The 21,198-nt window shown below is 62.7% G+C and carries 15 protein-coding genes, 1 tRNA gene and 1 pseudogene; 8 read left to right on the forward strand and 9 right to left on the reverse strand.

The window, feature by feature from the left end; all coding sequences use genetic code 11:
• Nucleotides 1–145: 145 nt before the first annotated feature.
• The gene (locus NKJ01_RS24250; protein WP_023758392.1) at nt 146–322 is read right to left on the reverse strand and encodes a hypothetical protein; all 177 of its coding nucleotides are present in this window, start codon (nt 320–322) and stop codon (nt 146–148) included.
• 160 nt (nt 323–482) lie between these two features.
• On the opposite strand from NKJ01_RS24250, the gene NKJ01_RS24255 reads away from it, so the two are divergent.
• Nucleotides 483–557, forward strand: a tRNA-Thr gene (locus tag NKJ01_RS24255).
• 243 nt (nt 558–800) lie between these two features.
• Here the strand turns inward: NKJ01_RS24255 and NKJ01_RS24260 are convergent.
• From NKJ01_RS24260 to NKJ01_RS24275, 4 genes are all read right to left on the reverse strand, one after another.
• Nucleotides 801–1,232, reverse strand: coding sequence for a YybH family protein (locus NKJ01_RS24260; RefSeq protein ID WP_352731644.1), 432 nt, complete (start codon nt 1,230–1,232; stop codon nt 801–803).
• 237 nt (nt 1,233–1,469) lie between these two features.
• On the reverse strand, nt 1,470–1,994 hold the full coding sequence (locus NKJ01_RS24265; protein ID WP_352731646.1) for an OsmC family protein: 525 nt from the start codon (nt 1,992–1,994) through the stop codon (nt 1,470–1,472).
• Nucleotides 1,995–2,096: 102 nt separating this feature from the next.
• The gene (locus NKJ01_RS24270) at nt 2,097–2,633 is read right to left on the reverse strand and encodes a carboxymuconolactone decarboxylase family protein (RefSeq protein ID WP_352487182.1); all 537 of its coding nucleotides are present in this window, start codon (nt 2,631–2,633) and stop codon (nt 2,097–2,099) included.
• Between the two features lie 87 nt (nt 2,634–2,720).
• On the reverse strand, nt 2,721–3,674 hold the full coding sequence (locus NKJ01_RS24275; protein WP_352731649.1) for an RNA polymerase sigma factor: 954 nt from the start codon (nt 3,672–3,674) through the stop codon (nt 2,721–2,723).
• Between the two features lie 378 nt (nt 3,675–4,052).
• Between NKJ01_RS24275 and metH the strand changes: the two genes are divergently transcribed.
• The 3 genes from metH to NKJ01_RS24290 all read left to right on the forward strand — a co-directional run bounded on the left by metH (nt 4,053) and on the right by NKJ01_RS24290 (nt 10,762).
• A complete protein-coding gene (gene metH, locus NKJ01_RS24280; RefSeq protein ID WP_352731651.1) occupies nt 4,053–7,862 on the forward strand; it encodes a methionine synthase in 3,810 nt (1,269 codons plus the stop codon).
• A gap of 103 nt (nt 7,863–7,965) precedes the next feature.
• On the forward strand, nt 7,966–9,360 hold the full coding sequence (locus NKJ01_RS24285; RefSeq protein WP_352602354.1) for a multicopper oxidase family protein: 1,395 nt from the start codon (nt 7,966–7,968) through the stop codon (nt 9,358–9,360).
• Between the two features lie 85 nt (nt 9,361–9,445).
• Nucleotides 9,446–10,762 carry an NAD(P)H-dependent oxidoreductase gene (locus tag NKJ01_RS24290; protein ID WP_352731653.1) on the forward strand — a complete coding sequence of 439 codons (1,317 nt, stop codon included), beginning with the start codon at nt 9,446–9,448 and terminating at the stop codon, nt 10,760–10,762.
• 3 nt (nt 10,763–10,765) lie between these two features.
• On the opposite strand, the gene proC is transcribed toward NKJ01_RS24290, so the two are convergent.
• Entirely contained in the window at nt 10,766–11,581 is an 816-nt protein-coding gene (gene proC / locus NKJ01_RS24295; protein ID WP_352602358.1) for a pyrroline-5-carboxylate reductase, read from the reverse strand.
• A gap of 263 nt (nt 11,582–11,844) precedes the next feature.
• Here proC and NKJ01_RS36485 point away from each other — a divergent pair.
• The 4 genes and pseudogenes from NKJ01_RS36485 to NKJ01_RS24315 all read left to right on the forward strand — a co-directional run.
• Nucleotides 11,845–12,057: pseudogene (locus NKJ01_RS36485) on the forward strand (hypothetical protein); the annotation flags it as partial.
• Between the two features lie 852 nt (nt 12,058–12,909).
• Nucleotides 12,910–13,809: a bifunctional methylenetetrahydrofolate dehydrogenase/methenyltetrahydrofolate cyclohydrolase gene (locus NKJ01_RS24305; protein WP_352731657.1), complete on the forward strand. Its 900-nt coding sequence runs from the start codon at nt 12,910–12,912 to the stop codon at nt 13,807–13,809.
• Between the two features lie 55 nt (nt 13,810–13,864).
• Nucleotides 13,865–14,827, forward strand: coding sequence for a GlxA family transcriptional regulator (locus NKJ01_RS24310; protein ID WP_013530232.1), 963 nt, complete (start codon nt 13,865–13,867; stop codon nt 14,825–14,827).
• Between the two features lie 321 nt (nt 14,828–15,148).
• The gene (locus NKJ01_RS24315) at nt 15,149–16,807 is read left to right on the forward strand and encodes a vWA domain-containing protein (RefSeq protein WP_352731660.1); all 1,659 of its coding nucleotides are present in this window, start codon (nt 15,149–15,151) and stop codon (nt 16,805–16,807) included.
• Between the two features lie 69 nt (nt 16,808–16,876).
• Here NKJ01_RS24315 and edd read toward each other — a convergent pair whose 3' ends face one another.
• The 3 genes from edd to zwf all read right to left on the reverse strand — a co-directional run bounded on the left by edd (nt 16,877) and on the right by zwf (nt 20,939).
• The gene (gene edd / locus NKJ01_RS24320; RefSeq protein WP_352731663.1) at nt 16,877–18,700 is read right to left on the reverse strand and encodes a phosphogluconate dehydratase; all 1,824 of its coding nucleotides are present in this window, start codon (nt 18,698–18,700) and stop codon (nt 16,877–16,879) included.
• Between the two features lie 71 nt (nt 18,701–18,771).
• On the reverse strand, nt 18,772–19,488 hold the full coding sequence (pgl, locus tag NKJ01_RS24325; RefSeq protein WP_352731665.1) for a 6-phosphogluconolactonase: 717 nt from the start codon (nt 19,486–19,488) through the stop codon (nt 18,772–18,774).
• A complete protein-coding gene (gene zwf / locus NKJ01_RS24330) occupies nt 19,470–20,939 on the reverse strand; it encodes a glucose-6-phosphate dehydrogenase (protein WP_352731668.1) in 1,470 nt (489 codons plus the stop codon). The genes pgl and zwf overlap by 19 nt, the downstream gene beginning before the upstream one ends.
• Nucleotides 20,940–21,198: the final 259 nt, after the last annotated feature.

Genomic DNA, 21,198 nt, shown 5'->3' on the forward strand with positions numbered 1-21,198 from the left:
AAGAACGTCCCTCTCGGCTCAAAAAAGCCGGTTCAATCGTTTGAGTAGCGGCCCGTCTAGACCATTGGCCAATCTGGTTCAAGGAATTGGCTGGTTCAAGAAATAGGATTTCGCCCCGCCCCGGGCCAAGAGTGGCAGATTTGAGTTAATCTTTTTGTATTTCCTTCGCAGCGCCGAGCCCGTCCGGCCGCTGATCCGCATCGCCGGCGCGCCGCGAGCGCGACTGCGCCTTGCGCTTCTGCAAATTGGCACGCAATTGCTCGGCCAGCCGGTCCTTGCGGTTGATGCCGCCCTTTTTTGCTGGGATTGTCTTGTCGTTCATGGTCCCGTCCGGGCCGGCGACCAGCCAGCCTGCCAATCAGGGATAGCCAACATTGTGGCGCCGCCATGTCAATAAAGCCATCCAGCAAAGCCTTTCACAGAAGCGTTGCACTTGGCCTTGCGCTTGCCGGTTCGATATGGCAGAAGCCCCGCCATCAGCGGCTGCGGTAGCTCAGTGGTAGAGCACTCCCTTGGTAAGGGAGAGGTCGAGAGTTCAATCCTCTCTCGCAGCACCATTCCAAGCCGTTGTTTGGAAACAACTATCTGACTTTATTGGTCTTTTTGCCGCCTGTCTGGTACACAGGGGGTGGTACACATAAGCTTGAGAATGCCTGGACCTCGGCGACATCCGAAGGTCGGCGTCTATTATCTTTGGCAACGCGCGCCCTCCGATTTGAGGGATAGGCGTTCGGGCTGGTGTCGGGCGTGTAGATTAGGCCCGACTTTCTTTTGCCGGCGGCCAGCAAGCACTGGTCCTTCTACTCCCCGACAACGGACGTCGGTGAGCGTACCGAGGTTATTGGATCGGCATGACGAAGAACGATCCTCCACGCGCCTTCCTCCCGGCGGAATATGGTGGTGACTCGAAGCGCAATCGGCACCAGTTTGTCGCCCCCCCCGACCTTGGATTGGAACCGCTCGACCTCGATGATGTATCCCAAGTCGGCCGTCGCATATTCCGAGATGCGCTCAAAGCCGATGGCCTTGCCGTGCCGGTAATTGGTGGCGGCCCGTTCCATGGTCTCAGCGGCCTTTCTCCATCCCTTCGCCGGCGGGCCAAAGGGATTGGCAATTATGACGTCGTCCTGTCGCGAGTAGAGGCCTTTCAAGGGTTCAGGATCGCCCTTTACGAAGGCATCCAGAGCCAGATGATCCTGCTCGATAACTTTCGTTAGGTCGGAGGCTAACATCTTAACATTCCCACAGTCTTGCCATGCTTCCCAAAACTTCAGAAGCGGCAACTTGTTCCGTTAGCCTGCGCTAAATGCCTGCCACCTCCCGGCAGTGGGCAGTGTCGTCGTGGGAACATGCACTGAAACATGCACTGAATGGAGAACAGTTCGACAGCCGAACTGCCCCAACAGGTCAGGAATGTTTGGGACAAAAGTCTGTGCGACCCATCAGACCGGGCGAGTTCTGCGACAGGATCACGCCTGCTGAATCACCAATTCGCTGGTCATGGGAATTCCTCTGAGGGCCCCAAGCACCATGTTGTGGGAGATCGCGCGATCATGAATTTTCTCCAGGTCGGCGCGCGGCGCCGAAGAACACACGGTCGCGCGCAGGTGCAGGGACACATAGCAATGCCGGGCGTCCCTGGGCGCCGTTAGCCCATCAAGTCCGTCGAACTCGCCACGCGGGTCGAACACGCCTTCCGCGACAAAATCGACTGAACGCAGATCGACCCCCGCATGCGCTGCCAGCATCGGATAGTCCGAGCCGGCACACACAGCCGCCGCGGCAAATATCTGCTCCCAGGGAAAGACTGCGGCCGGCGAATTGTCCTTGAGGCTCGCCGGTCGCTCCAGCAGCGGCATTGTATAAGGATCGCTTGACTGCCGGTCGAAGCGGTAGCGGGCACGGTAGGTGCCACGCACCGCGTCACCGTGTTTCTTCAGCACGGACACGATGTCTTTGACCGTGTTGACGGATTCTCCGAAGACTATTGGCATCTTTACCTCCCTATAAAGTTACAATTCCACTCACTTCCTCGGTTGCCGACGACTGTTGCCGCGGTCCGGCCTTGATCCGATAATGCGCCGATAAGGCTCACCCTACTTAGCAGGCGCGGCCGCTTGGGTATCGCCGCCGAGATCTTTCTTGAAGGTTTCGAAATCGACCTGCATGCCGTTGAAGATGGTGCTCCAGTGGCGTGACAGAGCGGCGATAGCGACGGCCTCTTCAATCTCGTCCTCCGTTGCGCCCGCCTGTTTTGCGCTCTCGGTGTCTTCCCAGATGCAATACTGGCAGGGAACTTGAGCGGAGACGGCGAGCGAGATCAAAGCCTTGACTTTCGGCGGCAGGGCGGTGTCGTTCGAGAATTGCAGAGCCTTCACCTCGGCCCAGGCGCCCGGCAGCGCCGCTTTTGAAACCTGATGGACAAAGCTTGGCACCGAGCCGAGCGTCCGCTCGACGTCCTTATAGGTGGCGTCGACCTCAGCCTGGCCGGCCCAGCCTAAGCCCGGTGACAAAAATGTGGCGCAGACGACAGTCGATGCGAACGCCGTTTGAAGGAAGCGGCGCGACCGGCGGGGTCCGAGCTTGCCGTGGTATGCGTTGGAAGCAATATGGGAAACTGCGAAGGCGGACATGATCTCTCTCCTCTGTGGAACCATTCGAGGCGGCGTTCTGTGATGGCCCCTTGCTCCAAGGAGTCACCGACGAGAGAAAAAGTTCGATCAATCATCCTCGATTCTGGGCGGGCGCGGCGAAAGATGAAGGTGCAGGCGTCGGGCCTTGCCGTCTCGTTGAAAGATCACCAGTACGACACCCGGCGGGCAGTGGAACGGGTCTTCGGGCGGATTGATGAATCGTCCTTCGATGACTGTGACATGGCTGCCGCTGAGAATGCGCTGCGGCTCGAGGCGGACGCCGGCTTCCGTGTCGGAGTCGACTTCCTCGGCAAGGAATGAACGCCCCAACACCGGTTCGCTCGCCCCACGGATCAGGTGAAGATCTTCCGCAAAGTGCCCGAGGAAGCGGTCGCGTTCGCCGTGCCGGTTGAGTCCATTGAAGATTTCGGAGTAAAATCGCTGGCGTTCGCAAGACTGTGTGCGAGCCCCTGCGTCGCCAAGGCCTGCCGTTTCGAGCAGCATCTCCGCCAGCTTGCGTTTGGCTTCCGACAAACGACTGCGAACCGTCCCAATCGGCACATCCAGAATGGCGGCCAGTTCCTGGTAAGACTGATAGCTTCCAAAATAGCGCAAGATTGCGGTGGCCTGCAGCGGCTCGGGAAGCTTGCGGAGGGCATCCCAAACCCATTCGCGAAGCGCGATTTTCTCCAGCCGCTCCTCAATGCCAGCGCGTTCGTCAGGGCGGTCGGGAATGTCGGCGGTCAATATCTCGCGTCGTCTTCGACGCAATTGTTGCAGGCAGCATCGGTACAGCACAGCGCGAAGCCAGCCACCGACGGCTTGCGGATCCTTGAGTTCACCGATGCGCCTCAGCGCGATCAGGAACGTCTCATGCACTGCATCTTCGGCGTCAGATCCATAGCCGAGCATATTCAGCGCTGTCGCATAGAGCCGCGCGCGATGACGTTCCAGCAACAGGCCGAGGCAACCACAATCACCGCCCCGAGCGGCAACGGCCAGTTCGGCATCATTCGGCACGATACGAGTTTCGTAGCTCATCGACTGAAAGATGCACCAACCGGCGAAAAAGTTCGAATGCTTGTTCAGGCTTCGTCACCATCCGTGTTCGGCACCAGATCACCAGTAAGCTTTGAGCAGGCTTTGAATTGGGTTATGATCCTCGACCATCGCTCCCAGATCCGTCAGCGTGCAGCGCGGCGCCACTTCAGCTCCGCAACGACCGGCCCGAAGCGGGGTCCGTGAAACCACGCTCGTTCGTGCCGCCTTCTCCTCGTCCAGCCGCCTTGCGCCGACGGAACGATCGCGCTGGGAAGCCAACGCTTGCAACAGCGCGTGACAATGATGAGCGTCTGCCGTATATTGACATAAAGATATCCTTATGTGACACGAACAGGCTTGTCGCCAGGGGGATAAAAAATGTCGCAGAATTCTGCATCGCTGGACGCATTGTTCGGCTCTGTCGCGGCAAAGCCCGATGGGTCGGAGGTGCTTGCGGCGCTCACGGCGGCGGCTAGCGAACGCATCCTCATCCTTGACGGTGCCATGGGCACGCAGATCCAGGGCCTGGGTTTCGATGAAGACCAGTTTCGCGGCGAAGCCTTCGCCGGCTGCGCCTGCCACCAGCAAGGCAACAATGATCTTTTGATCCTGACGCAGCCGCAGGCGATCGAGGAAATCCACTATCAATATGCCATCGCAGGCGCGGATATCCTGGAGACCAACACCTTCTCCTCGACGTCGATCGCCCAGGCCGATTACGGCATGGAGGATGCCGTCTACGCGCTGAATCGCGACGGAGCGCGGCTGGTGCGGCGCGCCGCGTTGAGAGCACAGCAGCGGGATGGCAAGCGCCGCTTCGTCGCCGGTGCGCTCGGGCCAACCAACCGCACCGCTTCGATGTCGCCTGATGTCAACAATCCGGGCTATCGCGCCGTGACCTTCGACGAATTGCGCCTCGCCTATGGCGAGCAGCTGCGCGGCCTGATCGATGGCGGCGCCGACATCATCCTGATCGAGACCATCTTCGACACGCTGAACGCGAAGGCGGCGATTTTCGCGGCAGAGGAGATCTTCAACGAGAAGGGCGTGCGCCTGCCGGTGATGATTTCCGGCACCATCACAGACCTCTCCGGCCGCACACTGTCGGGCCAGACGCCGACCGCCTTCTGGCATTCGGTGCGGCATGCGAGCCCCTTCACCATCGGCCTCAACTGCGCGCTCGGCGCCAATGCCATGCGCGAGCATCTGGCCGAGATATCAGGCGTCGCCAACACTTTTGTCTGCGCCTATCCAAATGCCGGCCTGCCCAATGAATTCGGCCGTTATGACGAGAGCCCGGAATTCATGGCGGCGCAGATCGAGGATTTCGCTCGCGAGGGGCTGGTCAATGTCGTCGGCGGCTGCTGCGGTTCGACGCCCGAGCACATCCGCGCCATCGCCGAGGCGGTGCGGAAATATCCGCCGCGCGCCATTCCCGACATCGAGCGCAAGATGCGCCTGTCCGGGTTGGAACCGTTCACGCTGACGGATGAGATTCCCTTCGTCAATGTCGGCGAGCGCACCAATGTCACCGGCTCAGCCAGGTTCCGCAAGCTGATCACGGCGGGTGACTATGTCGCCGCGCTCGACGTGGCGCGCGACCAGGTCGCCAACGGCGCGCAGATCATCGACATCAACATGGACGAAGGCCTGATCGATTCGAAGAAGGCGATGGTGGAGTATCTCAACCTGATCGCCGCCGAACCAGACATCGCCCGCGTCCCGGTGATGGTCGACAGTTCGAAATGGGAGATCATCGAAGCCGGCCTGAAATGCGTGCAGGGCAAGCCGCTGGTCAACTCCATCTCGATGAAGGAAGGCGAGGCGGCTTTCCTGCATCATGCCAGGCTCGTGCGCGCCTATGGCGCCGCGGTGGTCGTCATGGCCTTCGACGAGGACGGCCAGGCCGACACCAAAGTGCGAAAGGTCGAAATCTGCACCCGCGCCTACAAGCTTTTGACCGAACAGGCCGGCTTCCCGCCCGAGGATATCGTCTTCGACCCCAATGTCTTCGCCATTGCCACCGGCATCGAGGAGCACGACAATTACGGCGTCGACTTCATTGAGGCGGCGGGCGAGATCACCGGGGCGCTGCCGCATGTCCACATTTCCGGCGGCGTTTCGAACCTGTCGTTCTCGTTCCGCGGCAACGAGCCGGTGCGCGAGGCCATGCATGCCGTGTTCCTCTACCATGCCATCCAGCGCGGCATGGATATGGGCATCGTCAATGCCGGCCAGCTCGCAGTCTACGACACGATCGAGCCGGCGCTGCGCGAGGCCTGCGAGGATGTCGTGCTCAACCGGGTGCCCAAGGCCGGCGGCACCGCCACCGAACGCATGCTGGAGATCGCCGAACGGTTCAAGGGCGCGGCGGGCCAAGAAGCCAAGGAGCGCGATCTTGCCTGGCGCGAACTGCCGGTCGAACAGCGGATCGGCCATGCGCTGGTCAACGGCATCACAGAGTTCATCGACGCCGACACCGAGGAAGCGCGTCTGGCCGCGGAACGCCCGCTGCATGTCATCGAGGGCCCGCTGATGGCCGGCATGAACGTTGTCGGCGACCTTTTCGGCGCGGGAAAGATGTTCCTGCCGCAAGTGGTGAAGTCCGCGCGGGTGATGAAGCAGGCGGTGGCCGGACTACTGCCGCATATGGAGGCCGAGAAGCTGGCCAACGCCGCCAATGGCATCGACAATGGCGAGCGCCAGACGGCGGGCAAGATCCTGATGGCGACGGTGAAGGGCGATGTCCACGACATCGGCAAGAACATCGTCGGCGTGGTTCTCGCCTGCAACAATTACGAGATCATCGATCTCGGCGTCATGGTGCCGGCGGCAAAGATCCTGCAGACGGCGCGCGAGAGACAAGTCGACATCATCGGACTGTCAGGCCTGATCACGCCGTCGCTCGATGAGATGGCGCATATGGCCGCCGAGATGGAGCGCGAAGGCTTCGATATTCCGCTGCTGATCGGCGGCGCGACGACCAGCCGCGTGCACACGGCGGTGAAGATCCACCCGCGCTACACCAAGGGACAAGCGGTCTATGTCACCGACGCCAGCCGGGCGGTCGGCGTGGTCTCGTCCTTGCTGTCGAATGACAGCAAGGCGAAGTACGTCGACACGGTGCGCGCCGAATACAAGAAGGTCGCCGACGCGCATGCCCGCTCCGAAGCCGACAAGCAGCGGCTGCCGCTGGCCAAGGCGAGGGCCAATGCGCATCGGATCGATTGGTCTGAATATGAGCCGCCGAAGCCGTCCTTCACAGGCGTGAAGGTCTTCGAGAATTGGGACCTGACCGAGCTCGCGCGCTACATCGACTGGACGCCGTTCTTCCAGACCTGGGAGCTGAAGGGCCGTTATCCAAAAATCCTCGAAGACGAGACGCAAGGACCCGCCGCCCGCCAGTTGTTCGAGGATGCGCAGGCGATGCTGAAGAAGATCATCGCCGAAAAATGGTTTGCGCCGCGCGGCGTCATCGGTTTCTGGCCGGCCAATGCCGTCGGCGACGACATCAAGTTGTTCACGAACGAGGCACGCTCGCAGGAACTGGCGACCTTCTTCACGCTGCGCCAGCAACTGACCAAGCGCGACGGCAAGGCCAATGTCGCGCTGTCGGATTTCGTCGCGCCAGTGGACAGCGGCAAGCCCGACTATATCGGGGGCTTCATCGTCACCGCCGGCATCGAGGAGGTGGCGATCGCGGAGCGTTTCGAGCGGGCGAATGACGATTATTCGTCGATCATGGTCAAGGCGCTGGCCGACCGTTTCGCCGAGGCCTTTGCAGAGCGCATGCATGAGAAAGTGCGCAAGGAGTTCTGGGGCTACGCGCCAGAGGAATCGTTGGCGCCCGACGAGCTGATCGGCGAACCCTATCGCGGCATCCGCCCGGCGCCCGGCTATCCGGCGCAACCCGACCACACCGAAAAGGCCACGCTGTTCCGGCTGCTTGACGGCGAAGGCAATGCGGGCGTGAGCCTGACCGAAAGCTATGCGATGTGGCCGGGCTCGTCCGTGTCAGGCATCTATCTGTCGCACCCCGAAAGCTACTATTTCGGCGTCGCCAAGGTCGAGCGCGACCAGGTCGAGGATTATGCGCGCCGCAAGGCGATGCCATTGGCGGAGGTCGAGCGCTGGCTCGGCCCCATCCTCAACTACGTGCCGGCACACTATGCCGAGGCGGCTGAATAGCGGCGGCATGCCTTCAATAGAATTTGCACTGGTTGCCGGCTCGTGATCCATGGCGTGACGGTTACACCTTCGCGTGCAGTCGCCTTTGCAGTTGGAGCGCCGAATGACCCTAATCACACGCCGCAGACTTTTGAAAACGGCTGCGGTTGCCGGCGCGGGCGGGATCGGGCTTTCGGCCATGGGTCGGCTTGGCGGCTGGGCGGCTGCCACGCCTGAGCCGGTGGTCTTGCAGACGGCAAAGACCCAGGCGAAGCTGATGGATGTCGGCCAGACCAGGGATGTGCTGACCTACGGCAATGCCGGAATGCCGCCCGTGCTCAGAATGAAAAAGGGCGAGCCCTTCGCCGCCCGTCTTGTCAACGCGATCGACGATCCGACGACGATTCATTGGCATGGCATTCGCGTGCCCAATAAGATGGACGGCGTCCCGTTTCTGGTTCAGCCTTATGTCTACACCGGCGATCATTTCGACTACGCCTTCACGCCGCCCGACGCCGGCACTTTCTGGTATCACCCGCATTGCAACACGTTGGAGCAGATGGGCCACGGCCTGACAGGCGTCATCGTGGTCGAGAATCCGAACGATCCGAAATTCGATGCCGAGGTCGTCCTCAATCTGCGCGACTGGCGCCTCGGTGACGACGGCCAGTTCATAGACCAGTTCCGCCCGCGCGATGCTGCGAGAACCGGCACCTATGGCACGGTGCGCACCGCCAACTGGCTCGACCAGCCGCAATATGACGCGCCGGCCGGAGGGCTGGTGCGGCTCAGGATCGCCATCACCGACGTCACGCGCATCTATGCCTTTCGTGTCGATGGCGCCGAGGCGACAGTCATCGCATTGGACGGCAATCCGGTGCAGCAGCGTTTTTCCCCCGATGCCTTGCTGCTTGGCCCCGGCCAACGCTTGGAACTGGCCATCCGTATGCCCGATGGCGAGGGTGCGAGTGTCAGCTTGAGAGACGTCAGGGGCACCAAGCCCAAGGTGCTTGCGACCCTGCGCACGACCGGAAGCTCGCTCAAGCGTGATATCAGCGATGTTGCACCCCTGGAACTCAATCCGGTGGCGGAAGTGGATCTCACCAGCGCCAAGCATATTTCCCTGGCTCTGAGCGCCACTGCGGAAAACGTCCCGAGCGATGGCATCTGCGGTTCGCTTGGCTACAGCTTTTGGGCCATCAACAAGGTGCCGTGGCCCGGCGATGCGCCGGATCCGACCGCGCCGCTGGCAGAATTGAAGCTCGGCGGGAGCTATGTCATCGACATGGAAAATTTGACGCCGCAATCCCATCCGATGCATCTGCACGGCATGAGCTTCAAAGTGCTGTCGTCCTCGACGCGCCAGGTTCAGCCCGTGATTTCCGATACGTATCTCATCCAGCCCAACGAGAAGGTTCAGCTCGGCTTCGTCGCCGACAATCCCGGCGACTGGCTGCTGCACTGCCACATCATCGAGCACCAGAAGTCGGGAATGACGAGCTACGTCAGGGTGGTCTGAAGTCGCGGCCGAGGGTTTCGTTGGCAAAGGAGGGCGGTTCCCTGATATTGCCGCCTCCAACTCAAGAACCATGGGACATTCCTGCATGACCAATGTCGCCCTGACCGGCCTTGCCCGGGATCTCGCCAGGCGTGCCGCCGAGGGCCGCCCTGTGCGCATCGGCGTCATCGGTTCGGGCGAGATGGGCACCGATCTGGTCACGCAAGGCATGCTGATGCCGGGCATTTCGGTCTGCGCCGTTTCTACACGCCGCCCGCACACCGCGCGCGATGCCATCCGTATCGCCTATGGCGATGAAGCCATGGCGGTCGAAGCCGGCACCGCGTCGAAAGTCACCGGCGCCATCGAGAACGGCAAGATCGCCATCACCTCCAACGAGATGCTGGTCACCAATCCGTTGATCGATGTCGTCATCGACGCCACCGGCAAGCCGGGTGTTGCCGCCGATTTCGACCTGATGGCGATGGAGCACGGCAAGCATCTGGTGATGATGAACGTCGAGGCCGACGTCACCATCGGCTGCTATCTCAAACAGCAAGCCGACCGGCTTGGCGTCGTCTATTCGGTCGGCGCAGGCGACGAGCCGTCGAGCTGCATGGAGCTGATCGAGTTTGCGTCGGCGCTCGGCCTAACCATCGTCTCGGCCGGCAAGGGCAAGAACAACCCGCTCAACCACGATGCCGTGCCGGACGACTACCGCGAGGAAGCGATCCGCCGCAACATGAACCCGCGCATGCTGGTCGAGTTCGTCGACGGCTCGAAAACCATGGTCGAGATGTGCGCCATCGCCAACGCTACCGGGCTAGTGCCCGATGTGCCCGGCATGCACGGCCCTAGGGCCGACCGCGACGATCTCGCCAAAGTGCTCATTCCGCGCGAGGATGGCGGTCTGTTGCTGAAGAAAGGCGTTGTCGACTACACGGTCGGCAAGGGCGTCGCGCCCGGCGTCTTCGTCATCGTCGAGGCGACGCATCCGCGCATCATCGAGCGCATGGACGATCTGCATATCGGCCACGGCCCCTATTACAGCCTGTTCCGGCCCTATCACCTGACTTCGCTGGAGGTGCCGCTGACCGCTGCCCGCATCGTGCTTTTCGGCGAGCCCGACATGGTGCCGCTGCCAAGGCCCGTAGCCGAAGTGTGCGCCGTCGCCAAGCGTGACCTCGCCGCCGGCGAGACGTTCGATGCGATCGGCGAGACTTGCTACCGCTCCTGGACCATGACCGTCGGCGAAGCCCGTGCCCAGCGCGCCGTGCCGGTCGGCCTGCTCGAAGGCGGCAGGGTGCTGAAGCCGGTCAGGAAAGGCGAATTGCTGACTGCGGATAATGCCGTACCCGACCAGACGACGAGGCTGTTCGCCTTGCGCCGGCTGCAGGACGAGATGCTGTATGGGGCGAACTGAGCTCTATTTGCCGAGCTCGATCGACCGCAGCCGCGCAGCCTCCACCGCCTCTGTGAGAAGGCGCGTCAGCCGGTCCTCACCCATCAGCACCTCCAGCGCCGCGGCCGTCGTCCCCTTGGGGCTGGTGACCTGCTGGCGCAGCACGCCCGGCTCCTCACCGCTTTCGGCGGCGAGCGAGGCGGCGCCGTAGACGGTCTGCATGGCGAGCAGCTTGGCGGTCGCTGTCGGCAGGCCGGCCTTCTCGGCCGCCACGGTCAGCGCCTCGATGAAATGGAAGATATAGGCCGGGCCCGATCCCGACACGGCGGTCACCGCGTCCATCAGGCCCTCGTCGTCGATGGTGGTCACTTCGCCGCTCGCCGACAAAAGGTCGGCGACGAAACGCTTGGTGTCGTCGGAAACCAGGGGATTGGAAAACACCACCATCATGCCCTTGCCGATCGCCGCGGGCGTGTTGGGCATGCAGCGCACAACCGGCGCAAGAGTGCCCAGGATGTCCTCGAAGGTGGCGGTAGGCGTGCCGGCGGCGATGCTGACGTAGGTGGTGCGGCCATCGGCGAACCGCTTGTAGGCGGCGGTAACATCGCGGATCACCTGCGGCTTCACCGCAATGACGACCAGATCGGGCACGGCATCGGCTGGAATGCTGCCCGGATCGGCTGATGTGGCGCAGCCTAGCGTTGCCGCACGATTGCGCAGATCGGCATTGGGCTCGACCACGAAAACCGCCGACGGCGCAAGCTTGCCGGATTTCAGCCAGCCCGAGAGCATGGCGTAGCCCATATTGCCGCAGCCGGCGAGAACAAGCCTGATCGTCATGGAAAGCCTCCGAAGCAAGGCCTTCACATAGACGCTGGCTGTTCCCTGGGGAAGCCCCCGTCAGGACGAACGGGAGATCGCGTGCTGCGATTGGGATCATGCAATGCCATCGGCCGCAGCGTGTTTTGCAAATAGATGCAATTACAGAGGGAGACCGCTCTGTCGGCGCGAAAAATTAACTTTTTGTTTTCCATGCCTGTTTAGCGTGGCTTAACGAATGGCCAATCGCGTTCGCAGGTCGCCAAGGAGTAGAGTTCCAGACGATGGTCGACAGGGAAAACCGCGAAGACTGGAAGCGCGAGCGCTCGTTGCTGGCGCTTGGCCAGGCTGTGCGTGGCGACGAACCCGACGCATCCCTGGTCTCGATCGGAGACCGGGCGGACCCGTCATGGCGCGAGGATGCCGCCACGCGTCATCGTCTCGCCCGTTCACAACGCGAAACGCCAACGAACCCGAAGCTGTCGCCTGCAACAGGCGGGTATCAGGCTGGCCATGAGTCGGCCTCGTCGATGAACCATGCGCAAACCACGCCACAGCCACAGACACAGCCCGGCCGGGTCCGAGCGTTGCTGTCGTGGTTGCACAAGGCCGTGTCCCGCAAGCCGGTCCCGGAGGAGCCCTTCGATACCCACGGTTGGGTATCCGCTGAAAACGCGATATCAACGCAAGATCCGACGTACTCTCCCTATTCGCAGTCGGCGCCGGCCATTGCGCCTCGGCAGCCAGTTCCCGCTGCTTACCCGCCGCCTTTCCAGCCCGGCGGCCATTCTCCCTTTCCGCCGCAGATGGCGCAGCCGCCTCAGCCTCCGCACATGGTGCCGCCGCGAGCGTATTCGGGCCCGCAACGCTATCCCTACGCGCAGCCTTTGGCCTACATACAGCAGCCAGACTATCCACGTCCGCAATCTACGTCGGCCCCCAATGCCGGCCAGCCCTCCTATCCGCCTCAGCCTGCCCCTGCGCCTCCGCAGCCGCCCTTCCCGCCGCAGCAGGCATCCCAGCCTCGCCAGCCATTGGTAGAGGCGCGGCAGGCCGCGGAGGATGTCGAAGCGCAAGCGCCGATCGAGGAGATCCGCGCCAGCCTGCGCGAATTCCGTGAAGCGGTCCGCGAACTCACCGAGAGCCGCGCGCGTCGCCGGTACTTCTGAGCCACAAAATTCTTCGCCGTGTCGTACAAAAGCACGCCGGTTTCGCGTAAACGGCATGGGACGGCGCTTTGGCGGGATTGCGTGTTGGAATTTTCGTGAAGATGCCACGCTGTTAAAGATCAGAAAGCGCGTCGCTTCCCGAAGCGACGCGCTTGGGCATTTTGGTGTTGAGGGTGGTCCATGGCCGAAGTGATTGATGGTAAGAGCGTTGCCGAAAACGTGGTGGGGACGGTCAAGACCCTGACGGCCGAGCTTGTCGCCAAAGGCAAGGCCAAGCCCGGTCTTGCAGTGGTCATTGTCGGCGAGGATCCGGCGAGCCAGGTCTATGTCGCTTCCAAGTCGCGCACCGCCAAGGAATGCGGCTTTCATTCAGTACAGCACACGCTGTCGGCCGAAACCTCGGAACCGGCACTGCTGGAGATCATCGGCGACCTCAACGCCGATCCGGCCATCAACGGCATCCTGGTGCAGCTTCCGCTGCCGGCCCATATCGATGCCGGCAAGATCATCCAGACCATCGCGCCGGAAAAGGATGTCGACGGCTTCCATTTCATCAATGTCGGCAAGCTCGGCACCGGTGAACTCGAGACTGCCTTCGTGCCCTGCACGCCGGCCGGCTCGATGCTGCTGATCGAGCGGGTGCGCGGCAAGGACCTGTCCGGCCTCAATGCAGTCGTCGTCGGCCGCTCCAACATCGTCGGCAAGCCGATGGCCAACCTCCTGCTTGCCGCCAATTGCACCGTCACCATCGCCCACAGCCGCACCAAAGACCTGCCGGCACTTGCCCGCACCGCCGACATTCTGGTCGCGGCCGTCGGCCGGCCGGAGATGATCAAGGGCGATTGGGTGAAGCTTGGCGCCACCGTCGTCGATGTCGGCATCAACCGCATTCCCGCACCAGAGAAGGGCGAGGGCAAGTCGCGCCTCGTCGGCGACGTCGCCTATGCCGAAGCGGCAAAGGCCGCCGGAGCCATCACGCCGGTTCCCGGTGGCGTCGGGCCGATGACCATTGCCATGCTGATGGCCAATACGTTAGCCTCGGCCTACCTTGCGGCCGGATTGAAACGGCCGTCCTTCTGACCGCCAGAAAGCCGCAGCTTTGCCGAACTCCACCATTCCCCCGGAACGGCCGGTCATGACTGATCCCGTTCAGGGCGGTCGGCAGTTCGCTTTCCTGCTGGTCGACAAGTTCTCCATGTTCTCGCTGGCCGCGGCGATCGATACGTTCCGGTCGGCGAACCGGTTGCTCGGCCGCGACTTCTACGGCTGGACCACGGTGTCGGCCGATGGCGATCCGGTGATGGCCTCCAATGGCCTGCCGCTCAAGATCGACTATGCCGTCGCCGACCTGCCGCCGGTAGACATCCTCTTCGTCTCGGTCGGCCTGACGACGGAATTTCCCGGCAAGAGCAAGGTGCTGGCGGCACTGCGCAGCTGGGGTCGGCGCGGCAATGCACTTGGTGCCTTGTCGGTCGGCTCCTATCTGCTGGCCGAAGCCGGCCAGCTCGAAGGCTATCGCTGCACCATCCATTGGGAGAACCGCGCCGGCTTCGTCGAACGCTTCCCCGACATCAACTGCACGGGCAATGTCTTCGAGATCGATCGCAAGCGCTACACCTGCGCCGGCGGCACCACCTCGATCGACCTGATGCTGGAGATCGTGCGCGGCGATTTCGGTTCGAACTTGGCCAATGGCGTCGCCAACCAGTTCCAGCACGAACGCATCCGCTCGGCCGGCGACCGCCAGCGCGTCGGTCCGGAACGCGACCTGACCGGCAAGTCGGAGAAGCTCAGGCGCATCGTCGAACTGATGGCAGACCACCTCGACGAACCGCTGTCGGCCGTGCAACTGGCCAAGTCCGCCGGCCTGTCGGTGCGCCAGGTCGAGCGCCTGTTCCTACGCCATCTCAGCGTCACGCCCGGCCGCTACTACATGCGGTTGCGACTGGAGCGGGCGCGCGAACTGCTGCGTCAGACCAACATGCCGATCCTCGACGTGGCGATCGCGACCGGCTTCACCTCGCATTCCTATTTCGCCCAGAGCTACCGGCTGCAATTCGGCAGGCCGCCCTCGGAAGAGCGCCGCACGACCTACTGAGCGGTTTTTCGCTTCCGTTGAAAAGTTCGGTATTCGGCCCCGGCACCGGGCCGGCGGAGCATCAAACGAAAAACCCGCCTGAGCGGCGGGTCACCGGCGCAAATCAGCACCATGGGCGAATATGTACCATAGCTGAGGGCACTGAGTCAAGAAAAAATTCCTATCGTGAAAAACTACCGGCACTGCCGACACCGCCGAACTGGATGTCGTCAGGTCTTTGTTAAGCTGAGTTCGGAGCCCTACGCACCGGCACCGACTTGTGTCCCGGCGCCGCGTCAAATAGCTTGCCGCCCGGATCAGGGGCGGATTGAGGAGATTTCGATGGCGGGACTTGCACGGGGCGTCGCTGCGGCGATCCTCCTTTTGTCGATGACGACGTTCGGCTTCGCCGCAAACAAGGTCATCGTTATCCTCGACGCCTCCGGCTCGATGTGGGCGCAGATCGACGGCAAGCCCAAGCTCGAAATCGCCCGCGAGTCGCTACGAACGGTGCTTCAATCGGTCCCCGTCGACGACGAAATCGGCTTCATGGCCTATGGCCATCGCGAAAAGGGCAGCTGCGACGACATCCAGTTGATCGTGCCGCCACAGGCAGGTTCGGCCAGTGCCATTTCGGCGGCCGCCGACAGCTTGAAATTCCTCGGCAAGACGCCCCTGACCTCTGCGGTCAAGCAAGCAGCCGAGGCGTTGAAATATACCGAGGACAAGGCGACCGTCGTGCTCATCACCGACGGTCTCGAAACATGCGGTGGCGACCCCTGCGCGCTCGGCAAGGAGCTTGAGGCATCCGGCGTCGACTTCACAGCCGATGTCGTTGGCTTCGGCCTCACCGCCGACGAAGGCAAGCAGATCGCCTGCCTCGCCGACAACACCGGCGGCAAATACATCCAGGCCTCCGACGAGAAGGCGCTCCAGGAAGCCCTTGTCGAGACCGTGGCGGCACCCGCTCAAGAACCGGCTCCCGCTCCGGCGCCTGCGCCCGCACCGGAGCCGGCGAAACCGGAGTTCAATTTTCAGCCGACAGTGGTGATGGCCGAAGGTGGCGAGCCGATCACCGACGGCAACGCCTGGGAGATCTACAAGGCAAGCGCCGACGGCTCGCGGGGCGATTCCGTCACCACCGAATATGGCACCTACAACGGCAATCTCGAGCCGGGCGACTACATCGTCGTGGCGCGCGACGACGAAGCCAAGGTGGAGCAGAAATTCAAGATCGAGGCGGGCCAGGTCTACAAGCCGCTGTTCACCTTGAACGCGGGCACCATGCTCATTCATCCGCGACCGAGCCAGGGCGCCGACATCAGTGACGCGGCCAGCCTCAATTTCGCCTATCCGGGCGGCAGCACCACCCACTATGGCGACACCAAAATCATCGTGCCGGCGGGCGAACAGAAGGTCACGGTCCAGATAGGCTCCGGCAGCGTCACCGAAACCATCCAGCTCGCCGCCGGGCAGAAGATCGAGAAGGACGTCATCGTCGGCGTCGGCCATATCGTGCTCAACGCTTTCTATGTCGCCGGCGGTGACAAGGCCGACAGTTCCGGCCTCGGCTTCGAGATCGTCAAGGCGAAGAAGAAAATCGACGGCACGCGCGACAGTGTCGAGCATTCGTATGGACCCGACAGCAAGTTCTGGCTGCCGCCGGACGACTATGTGGCGGTCACCACGCTTGACCTGGCGGTCGTCGAGCAGCCGTTCAGCGTCAAGGTCGGTGATATCATGGACATCAAGGTGCCGCTCGATGCCGGCGTCCTGGCGATAGCGGCCTCGGGTGCCTATTCGATCGAGATACTGTCACCGAAAAAGGACATAGAGGGTAAGCGCAAGGCGCTTGGCCTGAACTATGGCGATACCTGGCAGCAGACCGTTCCGGCCGGCGACTATGTGGTCGTCCGCCACATGTCCGATGCAGGCCACGACAAGGAAATGCCGGTGACGGTGAAGGCCGGCGAACGGAGCGAAATTACCGTTACGCCGTGACCGCCTTTTGACCGGTAGCAAAAAGGGCGGCAAAGAGCCGCCCTTTTCATGGACAGAACGGTGATTCCATCACGCCGTGCCGAAGGCGCTGGCGCCATGGTCGGCGCGGCCGACCAATTGGCGGAAGCCAGCAAACAGCTCCCGGCCGAACCCGAACTCGTTGCCGATGAGGTCGGCATCGGCCGTCCGGCGCAAGGCGAAGTCGCCGGCCGGCACCAGCACCTCAAGCGTCCCGGCCTCGGCGTCGAGCCGGATGATGTCGCCTTCGTGGATCCTGGCGATCGGCCCGTCCTCGACTGCTTCCGGCGTCACATGGATCGCGGCCGGCACCTTGCCGGAGGCGCCCGACATGCGCCCGTCGGTGACCAGCGCCACGCGCTGGCCGCGATCCTGCAGGATACCGAGCACGGTGGTCAGCTTGTGCAGTTCCGGCATTCCGTTGGCCTTCGGTCCCTGGAAGCGGACGACGGCGATGAAATCGCCGGTCAGCGTGCCCGCCTTGAACGCCTCGTTCAACCCTTGCTGGCTGTCGAAAACCTTGGCTGGGGCCTCGATGATGCGCCGTTCCGGCTTCACCGCGGAAGTCTTGATGACGGCGTGGCCGAGATTGCCCGAGAGCACCTTGAGGCCGCCGGTCGCTTGGAAAGCCTTGCTGAACGGCGCCAGCACTTTCTCGTCGCCGCTTTTGCGCGGCGAGGCTTCGCGCACCACGCTGCCGTCGGCGCCGAGCTTTGCCTCGACCGCGTAGGGCCGCAAGCCTTCGCCCCACACCGTCTGCACATCCTCGTGCAGGATGCCTTCGTCGAGCAGTTCGCGGATCAGGAAGCCGAGCCCGCCGGCGGCGTGGAAATGGTTCACGTCGGCGAGACCGTTGGGATAGACCCGCGCCAGCAGGGGCACCGCTTCCGAAAGGTCGGAAATATCCTGCCAGGTGATGGCAATGCCGGCCGCCGCCGCCATGGCGATCAGGTGGATGGTGTGATTGGTCGAGCCGCCAGTGGCGTGCAGGCCGACCACGCCGTTGACGATCGACCGCTCGTCGATCATCCGGCCGGCCGGCGTATAGGCATTTCCGAGCGCGGTGATCGCCAGCGCCCGCTTCGTCGCCTCGCGGGTCAGGGCGTCACGCAACGGCGTGCCGGGATTGACGAAGGAAGCGCCCGGCGTGTGCAGGCCCATGATCTCCATCAGCATTTGGTTGGAATTTGCCGTGCCGTAGAAGGTGCAGGTGCCCGGCCCATGGTAGGACTTGGACTCGGCCTCCAGCAGTTCGGCGCGTCCGGCCTTGCCCTCGGCATAGAGCTGGCGGACCTTGGCCTTTTCATCGTTCGGCAGGCCAGTGGTCATCGGTCCTGCGGGAATGAACACCGCCGGCAGATGGCCGAAGGTCAGTGCGGCGATCACCAGGCCAGGCACGATCTTGTCGCAGACGCCGAGATAGACGGCGGCGTCGAACATGTTGTGCGACAGGCCGATCGCTGCGGCCATGGCGATCACGTCACGCGAAAACAGCGATAGCTCCATGCCGGGCTGGCCTTGGGTGACGCCATCGCACATCGCCGGCACGCCGCCGGCGACCTGGGCGATGCCGCCGGCCTCGCGCGCCGCATCCTTGATCAGCGCCGGAAAGGTCTCGAACGGCTGATGCGCCGACAGCATGTCGTTGTAGGAGGTGATGATGCCAAGATTCGGCACCTTGTCGGCGCCCAGCGCCTGCTTTTCCGAGGGGCTGCACACCGCAAAGCCGTGGGCGAGATTGCCGCACGACAGCACGGCCCGGTTGGCGGTGTGGCTCGACGCCTCGGCGATGCGGCTGAGATAGCGCTCGCGGCCTGGCTTTGAACGCTCGCGGATGCGTTCGGTGATGGCTTCGATGTCGCGTCTGACGGTCATGGTGTCGGTCCTTTCAGGCGAGGTCCCGGAACACAAACCGGCTATCCGCCGGGACCCTCAGCAAGTTCAAATCAGGGAGCCCAGAAAACCTCTACGGGCTTCTGTGCAGTGTCGAGTACGGCGCGGATTGGCTTTCGCGGTCCAGATGCCACCGCGCTGTCGAAGGCGGTGCGCTTGTCCTCGCCTTCGATGTGCAGCGCAATGAAGCCGGCATCGACAATGCGCGCCAGCGACAACGTCAGCCGCGGCTCTCCCGCACTCAACGCATGAACCGGCAGCACGATCCTGTCGCAGGACGGATCGAGCAATTTTTCCAGGTCGTCAGCATCGGGAAAGAACGAGGCGGTGTGGCCGTCCGGCCCCATGCCGAGCACGACGACATCGAGCGGCCAGGGCAGCGACTGCAGTGCTGCGTTGTCGGACACCGCCGCGTCCTCGATGTCGGTGACATCGTGATAGAGAGGCACGAAACGTGCCGCCTTGGCTGCGTTCTGCAAGAGATTTGCGGCCACCAGCCCGGCGTTGGAACGTGGCGAGGAGGCCGGCACGAAGCGCTCGTCGACCAGCGTCACGATCACCTTGTCCCAGGCGATCGGTATCGCCGAAAGAGCGGCGAAGAACTTTGCCGGCGTGGTGCCTCCGGAGACGGCGAGCAGCCCCGTGCCGCGCTCGGCGATTGCCTTGGTCAGGCGGCCGGCGACATGACCGGCAAGGGCGGCCGCCAATTCCTGACGCCCGGCGAAGCCGTTCCAGCTGTAGGCGGCGCTGTTCAATTGCTCTCGTGCCATGTCCGCCCGTCACGTTCGATCAGTGCGATGGAGGCCGAGGGTCCCCAGGTGCCTGCCGTATAGCCCTGCGCCTCTTGTCTGGCGCTTTCCCAGGCGTTCTGGATCGGGTCGATCCACTTCCACGCAGCCTCGACTTCGTCGCGGCGCATGAACAGGGTCTGGTTGCCACGGATGACGTCCATGATCAGCCGCTCATAGGCATCCGGCGCGCGGCCATCGAAGGATTGCGCGAAGCTCATATCGAGCGAGATCTGGCGCAGCCGCATGCCGCCCGGACCCGGATCCTTGATCATGATGAACTGCTTGACGCCTTCGTCCGGCTGCAACCGGATGACCAGTTGGTTGGCGAAGATCGGACCGGCGCTGTCACCGAAGATCGAATGCGGGATCGGCTTGAATTCGATGACGATTTCCGAAACCCGGGTCGCCAGCCGCTTGCCGGTCCTGAAGTAGAACGGAACGCCCGCCCAGCGCCAGGTGCCGATCTCGGCCTTGATGGCGACGAAGGTTTCGGTGTTGCTGTCGTGGGAAAGCTCCTCGACATAGCCTTTTACAGCTCCGCTGGCCGAGGCGCCGGCGCGGTATTGGCCACGCACGGTGTGCTTCGGCGCCTCGTTGCCGTTGATGCGCTTCAGCGCCCGCAGCACCTTCAGCTTCTCGTCACGCACCGCGTCGGCGTCCATCGAAGACGGCGCTTCCATGGCGACCAGGCACAGCAGCTGCAGCATATGGTTCTGCACCATGTCGCGCAGTGCGCCGGCCTTGTCGTAATAGGTGACGCGGTCTTCCAACCCCACTGTCTCGGCGACCGTGATCTGCACATGGTCGATATGGGCGGAATTCCACAGCGGCTCATAGAGCGCGTTGGCAAAGCGCAGCGCCATCAGGTTCTGCACCGTCTCCTTGCCGAGATAGTGGTCGATGCGGAAGATCTGGTTTTCGTGGAAATTGTCGCCGACCAGATCGTTGAGCGCTCGCGCCGACGCAAGGTCGCGGCCGATCGGCTTCTCCAGCACGATGCGGGAGTTCGGCGTGATCAGATTGTGCTCCTTCAGCTTGTGCGAAATATCGCCGAACAACGCCGGCGCCACCGCCAGGTAGAAGGCACGGATGCGGTCGCTGTCGCCGATCGCCTTTGTCAATTTGTCGAAGCCGGCGCCGGTCGTTGCATCGGCCGAGACATAGGATAGCCGCGCCAGAAAGGTCTTCAATTCCGTGGCGTCGATATCGGCCGGTTTGACGTGCTCGGAGATCGCCTGCTTGGCGAAGGCCTGGAATTCCTCATCGCTCATTTTCGATCGTGATGTGCCGATGATGCGCGTCGGCTCCGAGAACTGATGGTCGCGCTGGCGATAGTAGAGCGACGGCAAAAGCTTGCGCTCCGACAGATCGCCGGTGCCGCCGAAAATGATGAAGTCGAAAGGGTCGACGGGGATGATCTGGCTGGTCATGGTCTATCCGCTCTGACGCCGGTCGCAAGTACGCGGCTGATATAATCTAATCGATTTAAATTTTCCAGTGCCATGGTGTCACATCTGGGTGTATGCGCCTGCCCCTTGACAGTCCAATGACCTGGAGGCTTGTCGACAGGCGCGGCTCCGGAAGCCCTTCGCAGTTGCAGCATAGAGCGGGATCGAGGCGAAAGCCAAAGGAGAAATCGGCGATGGCCGCACATCTTTTAGCTAACCAGTTCGGCAGCCGCGGCACTGC

Origin of the sequence: Mesorhizobium sp. M0276 (assembly GCF_040321755.1) — a bacterium.
Lineage (GTDB): Bacteria > Pseudomonadota > Alphaproteobacteria > Rhizobiales > Rhizobiaceae > Mesorhizobium.